General features: G+C 71.4%; 15 protein-coding genes and 1 pseudogene. 12 read left to right on the top strand and 4 right to left on the bottom strand.

Going from position 1 to position 20,172, the window contains the following annotated elements:
• Nucleotides 1-102 precede the first annotated feature (102 nt).
• The 4 genes from ABT369_RS36040 (at nt 103) to ABT369_RS36025 (ending at nt 2,966) form a co-directional block, all read left to right on the top strand.
• A complete protein-coding gene (locus tag ABT369_RS36040; protein WP_350618958.1) occupies nt 103-546 on the top strand; it encodes a hypothetical protein in 444 nt (147 codons plus the stop codon).
• 44 nt (nt 547-590) lie between these two features.
• Nucleotides 591-1,250 carry a VanZ family protein gene (locus ABT369_RS36035; RefSeq protein ID WP_350618956.1) on the top strand — a complete coding sequence of 220 codons (660 nt, stop codon included), beginning with the start codon at nt 591-593 and terminating at the stop codon, nt 1,248-1,250.
• Between the two features lie 106 nt (nt 1,251-1,356).
• Nucleotides 1,357-1,863: a SigE family RNA polymerase sigma factor gene (locus ABT369_RS36030; protein WP_350618954.1), complete on the top strand. Its 507-nt coding sequence runs from the start codon at nt 1,357-1,359 to the stop codon at nt 1,861-1,863.
• Entirely contained in the window at nt 1,860-2,966 is a 1,107-nt protein-coding gene (locus ABT369_RS36025) for a hypothetical protein (RefSeq protein WP_350618952.1), read from the top strand. Before ABT369_RS36030 ends, ABT369_RS36025 begins: the two co-directional genes overlap by 4 nt.
• Here ABT369_RS36025 and ABT369_RS36020 read toward each other — a convergent pair.
• Nucleotides 2,963-4,633, bottom strand: a complete 1,671-nt coding sequence (locus ABT369_RS36020; protein ID WP_350618950.1) for a DUF885 domain-containing protein — start codon at nt 4,631-4,633, stop codon at nt 2,963-2,965. The two genes, ABT369_RS36025 and ABT369_RS36020, sit on opposite strands and share 4 nt — an antisense overlap.
• Nucleotides 4,634-4,713: 80 nt before the next feature.
• Between ABT369_RS36020 and ABT369_RS36015 the strand changes: the two are divergent.
• Nucleotides 4,714-5,529: pseudogene (locus ABT369_RS36015) on the top strand (DMT family transporter); the annotation flags it as partial.
• Between the two features lie 72 nt (nt 5,530-5,601).
• Here ABT369_RS36015 and ABT369_RS36010 read toward each other — a convergent pair.
• Entirely contained in the window at nt 5,602-6,645 is a 1,044-nt protein-coding gene (locus tag ABT369_RS36010) for a PHP domain-containing protein (RefSeq protein ID WP_350618948.1), read from the bottom strand.
• Nucleotides 6,646-6,740: 95 nt separating this feature from the next.
• On the opposite strand from ABT369_RS36010, the gene ABT369_RS36005 reads away from it, so the two are divergent.
• Nucleotides 6,741-6,908, top strand: a complete 168-nt coding sequence (locus ABT369_RS36005; RefSeq protein ID WP_350618946.1) for a hypothetical protein — start codon at nt 6,741-6,743, stop codon at nt 6,906-6,908.
• Between the two features lie 60 nt (nt 6,909-6,968).
• Here ABT369_RS36005 and ABT369_RS36000 read toward each other — a convergent pair whose 3' ends face one another.
• The gene (locus ABT369_RS36000; protein WP_350618944.1) at nt 6,969-8,411 is read right to left on the bottom strand and encodes a DUF6114 domain-containing protein; all 1,443 of its coding nucleotides are present in this window, start codon (nt 8,409-8,411) and stop codon (nt 6,969-6,971) included.
• Nucleotides 8,412-8,473: 62 nt separating this feature from the next.
• Nucleotides 8,474-9,118, bottom strand: coding sequence for a DUF6230 family protein (locus ABT369_RS35995; RefSeq protein ID WP_350618942.1), 645 nt, complete (start codon nt 9,116-9,118; stop codon nt 8,474-8,476).
• A 542-nt stretch (nt 9,119-9,660) separates the two neighbouring features.
• On the opposite strand from ABT369_RS35995, the gene ABT369_RS35990 reads away from it, so the two are divergent.
• The 6 genes from ABT369_RS35990 (at nt 9,661) to ABT369_RS35965 (ending at nt 20,172) form a co-directional block, all read left to right on the top strand.
• Nucleotides 9,661-12,474, top strand: a complete 2,814-nt coding sequence (locus ABT369_RS35990; protein ID WP_350618940.1) for a PQQ-dependent sugar dehydrogenase — start codon at nt 9,661-9,663, stop codon at nt 12,472-12,474.
• Nucleotides 12,475-12,596: 122 nt separating this feature from the next.
• Nucleotides 12,597-14,912: an AbfB domain-containing protein gene (locus ABT369_RS35985; RefSeq protein WP_350618938.1), complete on the top strand. Its 2,316-nt coding sequence runs from the start codon at nt 12,597-12,599 to the stop codon at nt 14,910-14,912.
• Between the two features lie 208 nt (nt 14,913-15,120).
• Nucleotides 15,121-17,028 (top strand): IPT/TIG domain-containing protein, encoded by a 1,908-nt coding sequence (locus tag ABT369_RS35980; RefSeq protein ID WP_350618936.1) that lies wholly within the window; start codon nt 15,121-15,123, stop codon nt 17,026-17,028.
• Between the two features lie 158 nt (nt 17,029-17,186).
• Nucleotides 17,187-18,122 carry an efflux RND transporter periplasmic adaptor subunit gene (locus tag ABT369_RS35975; protein ID WP_350618934.1) on the top strand — a complete coding sequence of 312 codons (936 nt, stop codon included), beginning with the start codon at nt 17,187-17,189 and terminating at the stop codon, nt 18,120-18,122.
• The gene (locus ABT369_RS35970) at nt 18,119-18,796 is read left to right on the top strand and encodes an ABC transporter ATP-binding protein (protein ID WP_350618932.1); all 678 of its coding nucleotides are present in this window, start codon (nt 18,119-18,121) and stop codon (nt 18,794-18,796) included. Before ABT369_RS35975 ends, ABT369_RS35970 begins: the two co-directional genes overlap by 4 nt.
• Nucleotides 18,793-20,172 carry an ABC transporter permease gene (locus ABT369_RS35965; protein ID WP_350618930.1) on the top strand — a complete coding sequence of 460 codons (1,380 nt, stop codon included), beginning with the start codon at nt 18,793-18,795 and terminating at the stop codon, nt 20,170-20,172. Before ABT369_RS35970 ends, ABT369_RS35965 begins: the two co-directional genes overlap by 4 nt.

The following is a 20,172-nucleotide window of genomic DNA, read 5'->3' as shown; positions in this document are numbered from 1 at the left end:
CTGCCTTCCGTCGCCCGTTGGAATTCGTCCGAACGGAGCTTCACCGCATCGGTTTCCCTAAACCCCCGACAGCGGAGGTCGACGCGCGTACATTCGGTTTTCATGAGCTCCGCACTGGTGCTCGCGGCGGTCCCGATCGTGCTGGCCGCGGGTCTGCTCGCGTTGATGAAGGTCCCGACGAATCTCCAGCTGACCGTGACCGGCAGCGCCCTGGTCATCGAGCCGCAGGGCCTGGACCGTCTCTGGACCCGGCGCGACCGCGTCGAAGTCCCACTGACCGCCGTGGCCTCCATTCGCATCGCGCCGCGCTCCGAGGCCCCGCCGCTGCCGGAGCGCCGAAACCCCCTGCACCTGCCGGGAATCATTACAGCGGGCGCTCACGGCAGGACATTCTGGGACGTCCGGCGGGGCGACCAGCTCCTCATCATCCAATGCCACTCGAGCGCGGAGTTCGGCGCGCTGGTGCTGCAGTTCGCAAACCCTTTCGCGACACTGACCCGCACGCGAACGGTACTCGCACCGCACCCTCACCGCTCCGCCGCCTGAAAACGCATACGCTGCCGCAACATCCGGCCGTCTTCAATGGGGGCATGAACCCCAGCACAACCCTGCCCGCCCGCCCCGGCCGCACGCGCCGGGTCGCGCTCCTCGGCCTGCCGATCCTCGCCCTGGCATTGTTCGTGTTCGCCTTCCGGCGGATGCTGATGATGCCCGCGCCGGCGTGCATGACCGGGCGGTGGCACGGCTGCTTCGACACGGACAACGGCGTCGTGCTCATGACGCTGGTGCTGCTGCCGGTGGCCGGGTTGGTGGCGTGGGCGCTGGCGAGCGTCCGGCGGGCGGCCGGGATCGCGTCGGCGTGGCGGCTGTCACTGGCCGAGGTGGCCATGGTGCACGGGACGGTGCCGTGGATCTGGCTGACGATGATGCCCGGGCCCGGGGCCGGCATCGTGCCGGGGCGCCTGAGCCTGATACCGCTGCGGGACCTGGTCGAGATGGGGCCGCTCGGGATCGGCGGCAACCTGCTGGTGCTCGCGGCGTTGGGGTTCTTCGCGCCGATCCGGTTCGCGGCGCTCGCGTCGGTGCCGCGGGTCCTGGCGCTCGGGGCGGGGTGCTCGATCCTGATCGAGACGTTGCAGTACGTGCTGCAGCTGGACCGGGTGTCCTCCGTGGACGATGTGCTGCTCAACACCGCGGGCTGCGTGCTGGCCGGACTGGCCTCGCGCCGCTGGTGGCGCACGACGGACTGACCGCTCCGGGCACCGCGGAACTTTCTTCGGGGAACCGGCAACCGTCCGGGATCAAACCCGCGTCATGGTGTGCGTCCGCCCCATCGACCCCGAGGAAACCACCTCCATGGATGAGTTCGACTCGTTCGTGCGATCCCGCAGCGCCGCGCTGTTGCGTTCGGCGTATCTGCTCACCGGTGACCAGCACCTGGCCGAGGATCTCGTGCAGTCCGCCCTCGCGCGGACGCATCGGTCGTGGGGCCGGCTGCGCGACCGCGGGAACGCCGAGGCGTACACCCGCAAGGTCATGTACCACCTGCAGGTCTCCTGGTGGCGGCGCCGGGTCGCGGAGGCGATGCCCGGCGAGCTGCCCGAGCCGCGGCAGGCCGGCGACCACGCCGATCAGACCACGATTCGCATGACGCTGCGGGCGGCGCTGCTGAGGCTCTCGGTCAAGCAGCGGGCCGTGCTGGTGCTGCGCTACTTCGAGGACTGCACCGAGGCCGAGGCCGCCGACCTGCTCGGCGTGACCGTCGGCACGATCAAGTCGCAGACGTCCAAGGCGCTGGCCAAGCTGCGCGTCGTGGCGCCCGAACTCGCCGAGCTCTACCTCCTGGAAGGGGTTGCCCGATGAACGACAGCCGTCTGCGCCTCGACCTGGCGGACCTGGCCGGTGAGGTGCGCAACGTCGACCTGCACGATCGCGTGCTGCGGACCTCGCGCCGGCTCGGCGTGCGGCGGGCCATGACCGCCTCGGCCGCGGCCCTCGCCGTGCTCGCGGGAGCGGTCGGCGTCGCGTTCGCCCTCCAGCCCGACGGCACCGCCCCGACACCGATTCCCGCTGCCTCCTCCACCACGAGCGCCACAACAAGCGCCACCACCAGCCCGCCTGGAAAGGTGGAGTCCAGCGCTCCCCCGAGCGTCACCGAGACCGTGCTCAAGGGGACGCGATGGTATCTCGCGAGCACGCCGACCGAGTACGTCGTGCACGCCGTCACCGGGACCGACGACAAGGTCACGGCCCGCATCCCCGGCGACCGGAACGACGCCCACTGCGTCTCGCAGACCATCACCATCTCGCCCACCGGCAAGCGGCTGGCCTGGGTCGAGGGCAGCGACGACGTCAACGGCACGCTCAAGGTGGCCGACACCGACGGGAGCCACCAGCAGACGCTCGGCACCGGCGTGCTCTGCCTCGGCGCCGACACGCTCATCTGGAAGGGCGACGACCAGCTGGTGCTCACCAAGGGCAACCAGCAGCACCTGGTCGGCATCCCCACCAAGGCCGACACCGCGCTGCCCACGGCCGAGCAGGTCGAGTCGTACTCCCCCGACGGCTCCAAGGTGGCCAAGACGGTCGGGCAGCAGCGGGTCGCGAACGGGAAGTCGTACAAGTACACGCCGCCGGCCGCGATGGCCGATCACTACGACGGCTGGTCGGCGCGCGGGTTGTCGGCGGACGGGCGCTACGTCGCCGCGGGCTGGAAGGGCACCGACCCGAGCCGCAAGCGCGACACCTTCACGATCGTGGACACGACCACCGGCAAGTCCGTCGCCCTGCCCGGCAGCGGCGAGCAGAACTACGTGGTGTTCACGGCCGGCGGCCTGGTGCTCGCGCACCAGGCCGGCCAGACCGTGATCTTCGACGCCGGGCTGCGGCACCAGGGCGAGATCCGGGACCCCGCCGGGCTGCAGAACGCGCTGCTGCTCGGTTTCCGGCCCTGGATCCGGCCCTAGATCCGAGCCAGGGCGGCGCGCAGGGGGTCCAGGCCCAGGGAGCCCAGGTTGAGCGCGTCGCGGTGGAAGGCCCGCAGGTCGAAGGCCGAGCCCTTGCGGGCCTGGGCGTCGGCCCGGGCCCCCAGCCAGGCGCGCTCGCCGAGCTTGTAGGAGGGGGCCTGCCCGGGCCAGCCGAGATACCGGTTGAGCTCGAAGCGCAGGCTCTTCTCCTCCACGCGGCAGTGCGCCCGCAGGAACTCCCAGCCGAGCTCCGGCGTCCAGCGCTCGCCCGGCGCGAAGCCGAACGGGTTGTCGCGCGGGATCTCGAGCTCGAGGTGCATGCCGATGTCGACGATCACGCGGGTCGCGCGGAACGCCTGGCCGTCGAGCATGCCGAGCTTGTCGCCGGGGTCGGAGAGGTAGCCGAGCTCGTCCATGAGCCGCTCGGCGTAGAGGGCCCAGCCCTCGCCGTGGCCGGACGACCAGGCGAGCACGCGGCGCCAGCGGTTGAGCAGCTCGGCGCGCACGTACGTCTGGGCGATCTGCAGGTGATGCCCGGGCACGCCCTCGTGGTAGACCGTCGTCACCTCGCGCCAGGTCGAGAAGCTGTCGACGCCCTGGGGCACGGCCCACCACATGCGGCCCGGGCGGGTGAAGTCCTCGCTCGGGCCGGTGTAGTAGATGCCGCCGTCCGACGTCGGGGCGAGCATGCACTCGATCGGCCGCACCGGCTCCGGGATGTCGAAGTGGCGGCCGTTGAGCTCCTGCACCGTGGCGTCGGCGAGCTCCTGCATCCAGTCGCGGAACGCCTCCTTGCCCTGGATGACCCGGTTCGGGTCGGAGTCCAGCGCGGCGACCGCCTCGTCGATCGAGCCGCCCGGCACGATCTTGTCGGCCACCGCGCGCATCTCCGACTCGAGGCGCGCGAGCTCGTCGAAGCCCCATGCGTAGGCCTCGTCGAGGTCGACCGTCGCGCCGAGGAAGTAGCGGGAGGCCAGCTGATACCGCTCCCGGCCCGCGGCCTCCTTGGGCCGGCCGAGCGGCGCCAGCTCGCGGCGCAGGAACTCGCCGGTCTCCACGGTGGCGGCCCGCGCGGCCTCGGCGCGGGTCGCGAGCTCGCCGGCCAGCGCCGGGTTCTCGGCGCCGATGCGGGCGGCCAGGTCGGGGTAGAAGTTGTCGCCGTCGAGGTCGGCCCAGACCTCGCACTGCTTGGCGACCTCGACGATCTGCTTGGCCGGGGCGACGTTGCCGCGCTGAGCCTCGTGCATGAGCGTCTGGCGCCACTGCGCGAGGGCGCGCGGCACCTCGCCCAGCCGGGCGACGATGTTGGCGACGGCCTCCTCGCCGCTCGTCGGCATCAGATCGAACGAGCTCCGCACCCCGTGCAGGGGGCTGGAGATCACGTTGACGTCGCTGGCGAGGTCGCCGGCCTCGTAGCGCTCCAGGGCCAGCCCGAGCCGCTCCTGCATGGCCTCCTTGGCGACCCGCTCGGTCTCGTTCGCGGGCGTCTGCGCGTCCAGCGCGGTGAGCGCGGAGCGGTCGAGGTCGGCGAGCGCGGCGAAGCCGTCGGGCGACAGGTCGGTCAGCTCGTGGTCGTGGCCGGCCACGCCGACGAAGGTCGCCCCGATCGGGTCGAGGGGCGCCCACTGCTCGACATACCGGTTGGCAATGTCATCGATAGAACCCACGGGCCGACCCTACAGGCCAATTCGCAACGTGTGGCTCAGCGCCGGCGACAGTCTTTCCGGATTGGTGCAGAGTAAGGCCTATGACGAGTCCCGCCCCTGACGCGAAGCGCTGGCTGCCCGCTTTCGCCGCCGTCGCCCTGATCTGGGGCACGAGCTTCATGTTCATCAAGGACGCGCTCACGGGTCTCGCGCCGGTCTACATCGCGCTCTACCGCATCGCCCTGGGCGCCCTCGCCCTGCTGCTGTTCCTGGCGGTCCGCCGGCTGCCGCTGCCCCGCGGGGCCCGGCTGTGGGGCCATCTGTTCCTGTTTTCGGCATTTGCGGCGACGGTACCGTTCACCCTCTTCGGATACGCCGAGCAACGCGTGCCGTCGGTGCTCGCGGGCATCTGGAACGGCACCGCACCCCTCACCACCCTGCTGGTGACCCTGGTGGCGGTCCGGTCCCAGCGGCCCAGCCGGCGCCAGATCTGGGGCCTGCTGACCGGCTTCCTGGGTGTGCTCGTCGTGCTCGGCGTCTGGGAGGGCGTCGGCGGCAGCTCACTCGCCGGGCAGCTCATGCTCCTGGGCGCGGTCGTCTGCTACGGGATCGCGTTCAACTACACCCGCTGGCTGATGCAGCACTTCGACATCTCGCCGTTCCAGCTCTCGGCCGGCCAGCTGATCATGTCCACCCTGCACCTGGTCATCGCCGCCCCGATCATCGCCGGCCTGCCCCCGTCGCCGCTCTCCCTGACCCCGCGGGTCTGGCTGGGCGTGCTCGCGCTGGGCGTCTTCGGCACCGGCATCGCCTTCGGCCTGAACTACTACGTCGTGCAGACGGCGGGCGTGACCACGGGCTCGATGGTCACCTACTTCCCGCCGTTCGTGGCCGCCCTCGCCGGCGTGCTCTTCCTCGGCGAGCACCTCACCTGGCACCAGCCGGTGGGCGGCCTGATCGTGCTGCTGGGCGTGGGCATCTCCCAGGGCCTACTGGTGCGACGCCGCCCACGCCAGCAGCTCGTCCGCGGGCAGGGTGTTGAGGATGCGGTCGGCGGGGACCCCGCAGGCGATGGCCCGGGAGCACCCGTTGGCGAGCCAGTCGAGCTGCCCGGGCGCGTGCGCGTCGGTGTCGATGGTGAAGCGGCAGCCGGCCTCCAGCGCCACCCGTAGCAGCCGCTTCGGCGGGTCGAGCCGCTCGGGCCGCGAGTTGATCTCGATCGCCTTGTCGTGCTCGACCGCGGCCGCGAACACCGCCTCGGCGTCGAACCGGCTCTCGGGCCGCGTGCCCCGCCCGCCGGTGATGAGCCGCCCGGTGCAGTGCCCGAGGATGTCCATCCGCGGGTTCGCCAGGGCCGTGACCATCCGCCGCGTCATGACCTCGGGCTCGTCCTTGAGGTTGCTGTGCACCGAGGCGACCACGACATCGAGCCGGTCGAGCAGCTCGTCGGTCTGATCGAGCGACCCGTCCGCGAGGATGTCGACCTCGATCCCCGTGAGCAGCCGGAACGACATGCCGAGGTTGCGGAACCCGGCATTGACGTCCGCGACCACGTCGAGCTGCTCGGCGAGCCGCTCGGCGCTGAGCCCCCGCGCGACCGTGAGCCGGGGGGAGTGATCGGTGAGCACGAGATACTCGTGGCCGAGCTGAGCCGCGGCCATCGCCATCTCGTCGATCGGCGAGCCCCCGTCGCTCCAGTCCGAGTGCGCGTGACAGTCCCCGCGCAGCGCCATGAGCAACGCGGCGGTCTCGGCGTCGAGATCCTGCCCCGCGGTGGCCTCGAGCCGCCGGAGGTAGACGGGCTCCTCCCCGTTGAGCGACTCGGCCACGCACCGCGCGGTGACGTCGCCGATGCCCGCGATCTCGGTGAGCGTGCCCGCCCTGACCCGCGCGGCGAGCTCCCCGTCGGGCAGCTTGCCCAGCTTGGCCGCGGCCCCGCGAAAGGCCCGGACCCGGTAGGTCTTCTCGTGGGCGCGCTCGAGCAGGAACGCGATGCGCCGCAGGTCGGCAATCGGATCACGCGCTGACGGCATGCGCTCCACGCTAACCGGTGGGGCCGGCCCCACCCGGTCCTGGGCCCGGACGGATACTCCCGCCCCGCGGGGATCCCTGGCGCCGCCCGCTGTGGGTGTCGATCGCCGGCTCCCTGGGCATCGCCGCCCTCGCCCTGCTGCCCGGCAGCCCGTTCCCGCTGTGGTTCCGCATCGAGCAGGGGGTGCAGGGCCTGGTGCTGCTCGCCCTCGCGGTGGTCCTGCTCCGCCCGGCGACCCGGGCCGCCCTCCGGCCCACCCGGTGAGCCGTCCCGGACGCGGAAGAGCCCGGCGCCGAGGGGGCCGGGCTCTTCGCGTGCGGTGGGTCAGTTCGCGTTGGCGATGCTCAGCGCCGGCGCCGTCAGCACGTTGGACCGGACGAACACGAGCTCGATGTCGCAGGCCGTGTAGAAGCCGGGCAGCGGGATCGGCGGCGGAGGGGAGGACGGGGTGAAGGTCATCGGGAGCAGTCCCAGCACGTTGGCGGTGAACCTCGTGGTGTAGAACTTCACGTCGCCCTCGACCGTCAGCTTCGAGCTCGTCGTGATCAGCTTCTTCGGGCCGCCCGGGGTGTCGAGCTCGAACGGCGTCGAAACCGAGTTCTTCATGCTGAAGGCGAGCACCGTCACCGTGCTGCCGTCCCTGCGCGGAAGGTCGACCACGCCGTCGTAGGTCAGCGAGTCCATCGTCATCACGTCCGCCTTCAGGATCGAGGGCTGGGCGGCGACGAAGGGCTGACCGGCGGCCAGCTGGGCCTTCTTGTTGTTCGGCGTCGGGGACGCGCTCGCCGAGGCGCACGGCTGGGTCGACGTCGAAGGCTTGGCGGGCGCCTTGGTGGTGGCCGCGGGCGGAGGCGGCACGCTGGCCTCGGGCGCCTGCGAGGCCTCCGCGGTCGCCTGCTCCTCCTCCTTCTTGTCGCCGCCGGTGAACAGGTCGCCCAGCCAGCCCAGCAGGCCCTTCTTCTCCTCCGTCGGCGTGGGCGAAGGGGTCGGGCTGGCGGAGGGTGCGGGGGCGGCCGACTGGGAGCCGGTGGAGGAGGGCTTCGTCTCGGCCGAGGCCGACGACGACGGGCAGGCGGCCGGGGCGGCGAACGCGGAGCCGCCCCGGTTGACCGTGCCCACGAGGGCCACCGCGACCGCCACGGCCATCAGGAGCGGGCCCAGGTAACGCCGCTTGGGCAGGTCACCTGGGCCGTCCGATGGGGGGAGCTGCTCATCGGCGCTGCCCGCACCGCCCCCTTCGTACCGGTCGTGCAGGGGGCTGAATCGGGCGGTCGGGATCTCGTCGCGCAGCACGCCGGACGGCGGCCGGGCATAGGTGTCGTCCGGCTGCTCGGCCAGGATGTCCTCGAGGGGTGCGTCCTCGTAGGGCGACTCGACCGGGGGTGCCGGCTCGATCGCCGTTGCCGGCTCGGCCGCGGGCGCGGCCGACGGGCCCCAGGCGACCGCCAGGCCGCCGCCGACCAGGCCCAGCACGGTGCCGAGGAAGAAGCCGCCCAGGTTGAGGCCGATCAGCGAGTACAGCGCCGTGACCGTGCCCAGGATCCCGTAGAACAGGCGCTGCTGCGGGCTGAACCAGGTCAGCGCCCCGCAGAGGAGCATGATCAGCGGGATCACGTACGACAGGAAGCCGGTCGGTCCGAAGTGGACCTCCAACGCCAGCTTGAGGTTTCCGCTGACGAAGAGCTCCACGCCCGACAGCAACAGGAACAGCCCGCCCCAGAACGGCCGCTGGGCACGCCAGCCGGCCGAAGCGTGCGAGGGGGTCACTCGGTCCTCCAAAACAAACAGGGAGCCCGCGGGGCATCACCCCGCGGGCCCTGGTGGAGCTGCTAGAAGCACTCTTCGGCGTTGGCGCCCGTCGAGATGCCGAGGTCGAGGCCGGTCAGCTTGAACGTGCCGGCGGTGGTCGACCAGGCGACCTGCTTGAGGTTGGTGATGACGACGCCGTCGGCCTGCTGGGCGAAGCCGCCCTGGAGGCCCTTGGCGTTCGCGCCGCCCTTGGTGAGGTCGGAGGCGTCGATGCCGATCTGGATGTTGTCGAACGTGGCGTCACCCTTCAGCGACGTCAGGTCGATCAGCAGGTCGGTGGCCTCGGCCGGGTTGTTGGCGTCCTTGCCCGCGTGGATGACCATGGTCACCGGGAGGCCGGGCACCTTCACCGACTGGCAGAGGTTGTAGAGCTTGGCCTTCGCGATGCCGGAGACGGCGACCGGGTGGTTCTTCGGGTCGGCCGGGTTCGACGGGTTGCCGCCCTTCTCCGTGGCCATGCCGCCGTACTGCACGAAGCCGGTCCCCTCGAGCCGGTCGGCGGAGACCTTGAACTGACTGCCGGACACGTTGAACGACGCGGCGATGGCGCCGGTCGCCTGGCCGACCACGATGGCGCCGGCGATGAAGCTGGCCGGCACGACGACGGTCGCGAACCGCTTCCATCGCGTGCGGCCCGTCGCCGCGCTGCCCTGAGCTACGGACACGTAGGGCTCCTCTTGTCGCGGGGTGCTGGTGGTGCGGCGCTCCTGCTGTGCGGGCGCACGCATCGCGCCTTTCGGGGCCGGTCTCTGGACGCTGCCGGGCGGGGGTCCAGGGGCCGGGGTCGGGGCGTGCGGACGATGTTGCCGGGTACCTCGCGCGGGTACAAGGGCGCTCGTTACCGGCGGGTAACCCAGAAATCCATAAATTCGTACGCTCCGTAGTCGGTTACGGGCGCGTTTCCGCGGAACGGCGCGCGGCCTACGCCATCAAATCGGACAGAAGTCCACTGTGATCGCTACCACACGTGACCAATCCTGGTGACTGTCACGGTTTCATAACGACAAACCCGCGAGGTTCTTTTTTCAGAAGGTGCATCGAAATTGAGCATTGCCAGCGAGCTCGATCGATGGTTAGTTAGCACCCATAACGAACCCGTGTGACGCAAAGGGTCGGCGCCCCCGTCAGCGGCTCACAAGTGCGCAAGCGCGGTCGGCGCGCGTCTTGCCTGGCTGAATCCCACAGCTCAGGAAGGACACCCCCGCACATGGCACCATCCCCGCGCCACTGGCGGCGGCTGCTCACCGCGGCGTCGCTCGCCCTCGGCGGATCCGTGGTGGCCGCCGTGGCCGATGCCCCGGCCGCCGCCGCGATCCCCATCCCCGCCTCCGACTACCAGCACGTCCAGCTCGCCCTCGGCGCCGCCGAGCTCGGCGAGGCGATGTCCCTGGCGGTGCTGCCCGACCGCTCGGTCGTCCACACCGCCCGCGACGGCACGGTCCGCGTCACCGACGCCGCGGGCAACACCAAGGTCGCCGGCAAGCTCACCGTCTACACCCACGACGAGGAGGGCCTGCAGGGCGTCGCCGCGGACCCGGGCTTCGCCTCGAACCGGTGGATCTGGCTGTACTACTCCCCGGCCCTGTCGACCCCCTCCGGCGACGCGCCCGCCACCGGTACCGCCGCCGACTTCAACGCGTGGAAGGGCCACCTGAACCTGTCCCGGTTCACGCTCAGGGCCGACAACACGCTGGACCTCGCGAGCGAGAAGGTCGTGCTCACCGTCGACAACGACCGCGGCCTGTGCTGCCACGTCGGCGGGGACATCGACTTCGACGCGCAGGGGAACCTCTACCTCACCACCGGCGACGACACCAACCCGTTCGAGTCCGGCTCCTACGCCCCCATCGACGAGCGGACCAACCGCAACCCGCAGTACGACGCCCAGCGCTCCTCCGCCAACTCGAACGACCTGCGCGGCAAGCTGCTGCGCATCCACCCGAACGCCGACGGGACCTACGCGATCCCGTCCGGCAACATGTTCGCGCCGGGCACCGCCAGGACCCGGCCCGAGATCTACGCGATGGGCTTCCGCAACCCGTTCCGGATGAGCGTGGACAAGCCGACCGGGGTCGTCTACCTCGGCGACTACGGACCCGACGCGGGCACGAGCGACCCGAACCGGGGCCCCGGCGGGCAGGTCGAGTTCGACCGCGTCACCGGACCCGGCTTCTACGGCTGGCCCTACTGCACCGGCACCAACACCACCGCGGAGACCTACAACGAGTGGGACTTCGCGGCGAACGTGACGGGCCCGAAGTACAACTGCGGCGGCGCCACCAACAACTCCTTCCGCAACACGGGCCTGGCCACCCTCCCCGCGGCCAAGCCCAGCTGGATCCGGTACGGCGGCGACGCCGGCACCCCGCCCGAGTTCGGCACGAGCGGGTCGGAGTCGCCGATGGGCGGCCCCGTCTACCGCTACAACGCCGGGCTCAACTCCGCCGTCAAGTTCCCGCCGAGCCTCGACGGGATGTTCTTCGCCGGGGAGTACGGCCGCAAATGGATCAAGCCGGTGAAGGTCGGCGCGGACGGCTCGCCCGGCGAGATCTCCACCTTCCCGTGGGCCGGCACGCAGGTCATGGACATGGCGTTCGGCCCGGACGGCGCGCTCTACGTGCTCGACTACGGCACCGGGTCGGGCAACCAGGCGCTGTACCGCGTCGAGTACGTCGGCGGCGCCAACCGCGCCCCGATCGCGAAGATCACCGTGGACCGGACCTCCGGGCCGAGCCCGCTCACGGTGGCCTTCTCCTCGGCCGGCTCGTCCGACCCCGAGGGCGGGGCGCTCACCTACGCGTGGGACTTCGACGGCAACGGCACGACGGACTCCACGGCGGCCAACCCGACCTTCACGTACACCACGAACGGCACGAAGACGCCGACGCTCACGGTGCGGGACCCGCAGGGCCTGACCGGCACCGCGAGCACCGTCGTCACGGTGGGCAACACCGCCCCGACCGTGAAGCTGAACCTGCCGGGCAACGGGCAGCTGTTCGCCTTCGGTGACACGGTGCCGTTCTCGGTGACGGTGACCGACCCCGAGGACGGCGCGATCGACTGCTCGAAGGTGACGGTGACCTACCTCCTCGGCCACGACAGCCACTCCCACCAGATCACCTCGGGGACCGGCTGCACCGGCTCGATCGCGGTGCCGGTGGACGGCGAGCACGACGCGGCGGCCAACGTCTACGGGGTCTTCGACGCCTCCTACACCGACAAGGGCGGCCTGACCGGGCACGGCGTCGCGACGCTGCAGCCGCGGCACCGCCAGGGCGAGCACTTCGGCGCCCAGTCGGGGGTGCAGCTCGCGAGCCACGCCGCGGCCGAGGGCGGCGCGACGGCCGGATTCATCGAAAACGGCGACTGGGTCTCATTCCAGCCCTACCTGCTGGCGGGCGTCACCCAGTTCACCGCGCGCGTGTCGTCGGCCGGCGCCGGCGGGACCATCGAGGTGCGGGCCGGCTCGGCGACGGGCACGCTGCTCGGCACGGCCACGGTGGCCCCGACGGGCGGCTGGGAGACGTTCGCCAACGTGACCGCGGCGATCTCGGGCGCGCCGAGCACCGCGACGACGCTGTACCTCGTGTTCAAGGGCGGCGCCGGATACCTGTTCGATCTCGACGCGTTCACGTTCGGCAGCTCCGGTACCGCCTTCAAGTCGGTGGCCAACAACCTCTACGTATCCGCACAGAACACCACAAAGCCCCTCATCGCCAACGCCGCCACCCCACAGCTGTTCGACCTGGTCGACCTGGGCGGCGGCAAGGTGGCGCTGAAGGCCCGCTCGACCGGGCTCTACGTGTGCGCGGAGAACAGCGGGGCCGAGCCGTTGCTGGCCAACCGCGCGAGCGTGGGCAGCTGGGAGACGTTCACGCTGGTGCGCAACGCCGACGGGACGGTGAGCCTGCTGGCCCAGGCCAACGCCAAGTACGTCACCGCCGAGAACGCGGGCGCGCAGCCGCTGATCGCCAATCGGACGGCCATCGGACCGTGGGAGAAATTCACGCTCGTCCAGTAGTACGTGCAACTGTATGTTGACACTTCTCGTTGGAATATGAGTGGATGTGTTGGTCCGTGAGGGTCTATGAGAGCCCTCACGGACCGGCTACGGCCGCCACCGTTGCCTCGAGGAGTGTTCCCATGAAGCTCTCCAGACGGGTCGCGCTCGCGCTCGCCCCGCTCGTCGCCACCGCGGGCCTGCTGGTCGCGTCCGCGCAGCCGGCCAGCGCCTGGACCCCCAAGACCCCGCCCATGACGACGCCGTGGACCAACTCGGTGTCGACGACCAACCCGCTGCCCGACTACCCGCGGCCGCAGATGACCCGGGCGAACTGGCAGAACCTGAACGGCATCTGGGACTTCGCCGTCACCGGCAGCGGGCAGACGACCCCGCCGGGCACGTTCGGCGAGCAGATCCGGGTCCCGTTCCCGGTCGAGTCGGCACTGTCCGGCATCCAGCGCAAGATCACCGAGAACGACCGGATGTGGTACCGCCGCACCTTCACCGTCCCCGCGGGCTGGTCCGGCCAGCGGGTCCAGCTCAACTTCGGCGCCGTGGACTTCCAGACCACGGTCTGGGTCAACGGCACCCAGGCGGGCGCGGTGCACAGCGGCGGCTACGACGCCTTCACCTACGACATCACCCCGCTGCTCAACGGCGGGACGAACACGATCGTCGTCGGGGTGTACGACCCCACCGACGCGGGCAGCCAGGCCGTCGGCAAGCAGCGGCGCAACGACGTCCTGCCGCACGCGGGCGGCGGCATCTTCTACACCGGCGCCTCGGGCATCTGGCAGACCGTGTGGCTGGAGCCCACGCCGACGGCCCGCATCACCCGGGTCGACCTGGTGCCGAACCTGAGCAACAATACGCTCTCGGTGACCGCGCTCGGCGCGGGCCTGTCCGGGCAGACGGTGACCGCCACCGTGTCGTCGGGCGGCACGACGGTCGGCACCGCGAACGGCAGCGCCGGCGCGGCGTTCAGCGTCCCGGTCCCGAACGCGCACCGGTGGACCCCGAACGACCCGTTCCTGTACGACGTGAAGGTCGAGCTCAAGAGCGGCGCGACGGTCGTCGACTCGGTCGGCAGCTACGCGGGCATGCGCTCGATCTCGATCGGGAACGTCAACGGCAAGCTGCGCATCCTGCTCAACGGCCAGTTCGTCTTCCAGAGCGGCACCCTCGACCAGGGCTACTGGCCGGACGGCATCTACACCGCCCCGACCGACGCCGCGCTGCGCTCGGACCTGCAGGCGCACAAGGACCTGGGCTTCAACATGGTCCGCAAGCACATCAAGGTGGAGCCGCAGCGCTGGTTCTACGCCGCCGACCAGCTCGGCCTGCTCGTGTGGCAGGACATGCCCGCCATGCCGACCGGCAAGAACCCGGACACGGCGGCGCGCACCCAGTGGGAGGCCGAGTACCACCGCATCATCGACCAGCACCGCAGCTCCCCCTCGCTGGTCATGTGGGTCGACGAGAACGAGGGGTGGGGGCAGTACGACCAGGCTCGCATCGCCAACGACGTCAAGGCCTACGACCCGTCGCGCCTGGTCGACAACATGAGCGGCATCAACTGCTGCGGCTCGGTCGACGGCGGCAACGGTGACGTGCTCGACAACCACATCTACGTCGGCCCGGGCGCGACCCGCCCGTCCGGCACCCGTGCCGCGGTCCTCGGCGAGTTCGGCGGCCTGGGCCTGCGGGTCTCGGGCCACGAGTGGTCGCCCGGCAACGGCTTCTCCTACGAGGACCAGCCCAGCGCGGCCCGGCTCAACGACCGGCTCAACGGGCTCTACGAGCAGATCCGCACCGGCGGCATGCCGCAGGGGCTCTCCGCCTCCGTCTACACCGAGATCACCGACGTGGAGAACGAGAGCAACGGCCTGCTCACCTACGACCGGCAGGTGGTGAAGGTGGACGCGGCCCGGCTGCGGGCCAGCAACCAGGCGCTCATCAACGCCTCGTCCAGCCCCGTCGGCTCGGCCACGCTGCAGACGGGCGTCTACAAGTCACTGCGCGCGACGACGGCCTGCTGCACGAACCGGTACGTACGGCACCGCGACAGCCTCGGCTACACCGACGTGGTCGACGCCAACAGCACGGCGCTGCTCAAGCAGGACGCGACCTGGCGCGTGGTGCCCGGCCTCGCGGACTCGTCGTGCTACTCGTTCGAGTCGCGCAACTACCCGGGGCAGTACCTGCGGCACCAGGCGTTCCGGGTGCGCAAGGACGCCAACGACAACTCGGCGCTGTTCAAGGCCGACGCGACGTTCTGCGCGCAGCAGGGCAACGGGGGCGTCCGGCTGACGGCCTGGAACTTCCCGGGGCAGTACCTGCGGCACTACAACGCGGAGCTGTGGCTGGCCACGCCGGGCGGGCCGAGCCCGTACGACGGGGCGGGGCTGTTCGTCGAGGACACCACGTGGTCGATCGACGCGCCCTGGGCACCGTGAACGTGGTTTGAGGACGGCCGGCTCTGTCGGAGCCGGCCGTTTTCGCACCACGGACGTCGGGATTTCTGGCGGGAGCGACGGTCAGCCAGTCACGCGGACCCGAGCAAAACTCTTCTGCACCCTGATGCATCCCTCCTCGAACGAAGGGCGGCCGCGCACGCGCCGATCTACGGCGTATCGCGGTCACGATCCCCCGTTAGGAGCACGGATGCGCCTTCTCACCTCGGCCCTGGGCCTCGCGCTGGCGGCGGGCGGCTCGCTCTTCGCCGCCGCGTCGCCCGCGCTGGCCGACACGACCGCGCTGCCCCATACCGTCGGCGGCTTCGCGGCGCCCACGACCCGGGTCAACGCAAGCGTCCCCGCCTTCCGCGCGCAGGACGCGCTGCCGGACAGCGCCTCCCTCGTCGCCAACCTTCCCCCCGTCGGCGACCAGGGCCAGATCTCCTCGTGCGTCGCGTGGACGATCGCCCACTCGATCATGGGGTACTACGCCAACCGCGACGGCGGCACGGGCGCCCCCTACGCCCCGCTGTACCTCTACATGCGCTCGGTCACCAAGGGCGGCGCCCCCAACGCCGGCCTCAACCCCGACAAGGCCCTCCAGGAGGCGGCCACGTACGGCGTCGACACCCAGGACGACTACGTCCAGGGCGTCTACGGCTACCAGACGGCCCCGACCGCGGCCGAGATCGCCAACGCGGCCAACTACAAGCTCTCCGGCTGGAACGCACTGTGGGTTGGTGACAAGCAGGGCGACAAGGCCAAGACCGCGATCAAGACGGCCATCGCCGCGGGCTCGCCGGTCGCGATCGGCATGCCGGTCTTCAAGGACTTCATGTACCTCCGGGGCAACTCCCTCTACAACACGCTCACCGGCACCAGCCTCGGCGGGCACATGATCACGGCGTACGCGTACGACGCCGACGGCGTGTGGATCCGCAACCAGTGGGGCACCAGCTGGGGCGCGAGTGGCGACGCACACCTCTCGTGGTCGTTCGTCACCACCGACGTGCAGGCGGCGTACACCGTCAGCGGCCTGCGCTCCCCGGAGAAGGCGGTCGTCCCGGCCCCGGCGGTCACCTCGCTGTCCGTGGTCCGCGGCCCGGTCGCCGGCGGCACCAAGGTCGTCGTCAGCGGCGCCAACCTCGCGGCCGCGACCGCGGTGAAGTTCGGCGGCGTCGACGCGGCCTTCACCAAGGCCGAGGCGAACGGCATCACCACGCTCGTCGCGACCACCCCGGCGCACGCCAAGGGCAGCGTGACCGTGACCGTGACCAACCCGACCGGCACCAGCGCGCTCAACGCCCTGGCGAAGTACACGTACCTCCCGCCGGCCCCGGCCGTCACCAAGCTCTCGGCGACCTCGGCCTCGACCGTGGGCGGCGACGTCATCACCGTCACCGGCACGGACCTCTCCGAGGCCACCGGGGTCAAGCTCGGCACCGCCGCGGTCGCCGGCTTCAAGGTCACCGCGCCGACCACGCTGACGTTCCCGGTCCCGGCCGGGCTCGCGGCGGGCGGCTACGACGTCACCGTCACCACGCCCTACGGCGTCAGCACGGTCGTCCCGGCCGCCCGGCTCACGCTGGTCGCCCCGCCGGCCCCGACCGTGGCCGCGCTGAGCACCAGCACCGGCCCGACCTACGCGACCACGCCCGTCACGATCACCGGCACCGGCTTCGGCTCGCTCAAGTCCGTCACCGCGGGCGGGGTGAACCTCGCCTTCACCAAGGTCTCGGACGCCCAGATCAAGGTGACGATGCCGATCCACGCGGCCGGCAAGGTCACCCTGAAGCTCACCAACGCGGGCGGCAGCTACGAGGCGACGGCCCTGCCGTTCACCTACGTGGCCCCGGCCGCGCCGTCGGTCGCCTCGCTCCTGCCGAACTCGGGCGGCACCAAGGTCTCGACCGCCGTCACGCTCACCGGCGCCAACCTCGGCGGCGCGACCAAGGTGACCGTCAACGGCGCCACGGTCGGCTTCACCAAGGTCTCCGACACCCAGCTGCGCATCGTCCTGCCGCCGCACGCGGCCGGCGCGACGACCGTGCAGGTGACGACGCCGGGTGGCACCAGCGCCGCCGCGCCGGGCGCGACCTTCACCTACAAGGTCTGATCCCCGCTCCCCGGCCCCATCCCCCGATTTGGGGGATGGGGCCGGTTTCCGTGCATCCCCCGAATGGGGCAACGGCGTCATACCAATGGCGGTTAGCCTGTGCCCTACTTCGATGAGCCGGGGGTTGCCGGATGCGAGGGTTTCTACCTGTACTAGCGGTGGTCGGCCTGTTGGCCGGGTGCACCGCGTCCGGGGCGAGCGTGTCGCCGCCCCCGGGCCTGGCCGATCGCGGCACCGCGGTGACCACCGCGAAGCCCACCCGCCAGGACCTCACGAACAAGGTGAGCCTCGGGGGGAAGGTCGCGCTCAACCCGACCTTCGGGCTCGTCGCGCCGATCGACGGCGAGGTGCGGTTCCTCGACGTGAAGGCGTCGACCGGCACGCCCACCAAGCCGACCAAGGTGGCCAACATCTGGGCCGGCGGGAAGGCGACCGCGGTCGAGGTCCCGGCCGGCGCGGTGTTCGCCGGACGGCTCGTCGACGACCGGGTCAAGGTGACGGCGGGCATGCCGATCGTCTCGGCGCGCCAGGCCGGCTACGGGATCGTCGCCGACATCGACGGCGCCCAGGCCTACCAGGTGACGGACTCGCTGCAGTCCGTCACCGCGCAGATCAAGAGCGGTCCCGGCCCGTTCCCGTGCACCGTGCTCGGCACGCTCGCCGCGCTGCCGGGCGGGACGATCCCCGAGCCCAAGGCGCCCGCGGCCAACACGAACCCGAGCGCGGCCCCCGTCGTCCAGCCCACCCAGGGGCAGACGCAGGAGCCGTCGGAGGCGACCGGGATGCGGCTGGTGTGCACCGGCCCGGCCGACGCGAAGCTCATCAACGGCGCGGCCGCCACCGTGGAGATCGTCACCGCGAAGGCGTCCGGCGTGCTGGTGCTGCCGGTGGAGGCGGTCGCCGGGTCGCAGGGCAAGGGCAAGGTCGAGGTGGTCAAGGCCGACCAGTCGCGCGAGATCCGCGAGGTGACGCTCGGGCTCACGGACGGCAAGGTCATCGAGATCAAGACCGGGATCACCGAGGACGAGACCGTCGCGATTCCCGGCCCGAGCATCCCCGACGCCAAGAGCGGCGGCCAGGGGGCCGGGAAGTGATCATCGAGCTCTCCGGCATCACCAAGACGCTCAAGGGCCAGTCGCAGCCGCGCACCATCCTCGACGGGGTCGATCTCACCGTGGACGAGGGCGAGAGCGTGGCGATCCTCGGGCGCTCGGGCTCGGGCAAGAGCACGCTGCTGAGCCTCATCGGGCTCTTCGACCGGCCCGACTCGGGCAGCTACCTGATGGGCGGCCGCGACCTGGCCCGCATCTCCGAGCGCCGGGCGGCCGCGCTGCGCAGCGCCGAGTTCGGCTTCGTGTTCCAGCGCTTCTTCCTGCTCAAGCACCTCACCGCGGCGCAGAACGTGGCCATGGCGCTGGTGAACGGCCAGGGCTGGCTGCCGCGGCGCAAGCGGCGCGCCCGCACCATGGAGGCGCTCGAGCTGGTCGGGATCGCGCACCTGGCCAAGAACCGGCCCGCGCGCCTCTCCGGCGGCGAGCAGCAGCGGGTCGCGATCGCGCGGGCACTGGTCCGCCGGCCGCGGCTGCTCCTGGCCGACGAGCCCACGGGCGCGCTGGACACCGAGACCGGCAACCTCGTGATCGAGGTGATGCGCGCGGCCACCGACCGCGGCTGCGGGCTGATCCTGGTCACCCACGACCAGGCCCACGCGGCGAAGATGCAGCGGGTCCTGCGCCTGTCCGACGGCGTGCTCGGGGCCGTCGCATGATGCGGCTCTCGGGGCGGTTCCGGTCCGCGCTCATCATCGGGTTCCAGGGCATCCGGGCGCGCAAGATGCGCACGTTCCTGTCGATGATCTCGCTCTTCCTCGGGGTGCTCGCGGTCGTCACGGTGCAGGCGGGGGCGGAGACCGTGCGCACCCTGCAGCTCGCCGACGTGGAGCTGCAGCAGGGCCGGGACGGCACCCGGGTCATGTACGTCCAGCCGTTCGGCGACGCCACGAGGGTCACCAAGGAGACGATCGCGGGCCGCCCCGGCGCCGCGGCGAGCTACGGCCTGCAGGCCATCATCGGCGAGCCCCGGGTCCGCCCGATCAACCCGGGCGCGATGCCGTTCGAGCACCTGGACCAGATGGGCGGCGGCGAGGTGTACGGCCCGGAGACCAGGTTCGAGATGCAGTGCGACGAGGCGGGCAACTGCCGCCCGGTCCCCGTGAACGCCTCGGCCCCCCTGCCGAAGGGCGCCGCGATCGAGGTGCAGCTCTTCGCGCTGGTCAACGACGTCCGCCAGTTCCGCCCCTTCCGCCCGGTGACGGGGACGTTCCTCGACTTCTCGGGCGAGCCCTCCTACTCGCCCCGCCTCGTGATCAACAAGGCGGCCGCGGTCGGCTTCGCGAAGTACACGATCCCGGCGGAGATGCGCCTCGACGGCGCCACCGCCAACCCGACCCCGCGCATCATCGGCGTGATCGACGACGGCAGCCCCCAGCCGACCGCGTACGCGCGGGCCGACGAGATCGACAACTGGCTGCCCGCCGCCACGTCCGCCGCCGCCTCGCCCGCCGCCGCGGACTCCAAGGCCGCGATGATGGTGTCGGGCCCGGGGCTGGAGGTGAGCTTCGCGCCCGGCAACGGCGAGCTGGAGGCGCTGCTGACCCGCAAGCTGATCGCCGCCGGCGTGCCCCGCGAGTCCCTCAGCGTCAGCGAGCGCAACGCCCGCAAGGACTTCGAGCAGGAGCTGGCCATCCTCAACGCCATCTTCCTGGGCATGGCGGGCCTGGTGCTGCTGATCGGCGTGGCCGGCATCCTGAACGTGGGCCTGGCGACGGTGGGCGAGCGGGTGGAGGAGTTCGCGCTGCGCCGAGCGGTCGGCACGCCGCGCATCCTCCTGGCCGGCATCGTCCTGGCCGAGACGCTCCTGACCGGGTTGCTGACGGCGGGCGCGGCGATCGGCACGGCCGCGGCGGGCGTCAGCGTGGCCACGCAGGTCCTGGGCGACCGGATCCCTCAGCTGCGGGACGTCTCCTTCCCCTGGCAGGCCGGGGTGGCGGGCGTGATCGCGGGCCTGATCGCCGGCATCCTGGGCGGCTCGATCCCGGCCCTGCGAGCGGCCCGAATCCCCATCGCGACGGTGATGCGCGCCTAG

Source organism: Dactylosporangium sp. NPDC000244 (assembly GCF_040300725.1).
Lineage (GTDB): Bacteria > Actinomycetota > Actinomycetes > Mycobacteriales > Micromonosporaceae > Dactylosporangium.
The sequence above is the reverse complement of the archived record's forward strand: the minus strand, read 5'-3'. Positions and strand labels throughout refer to the sequence as shown.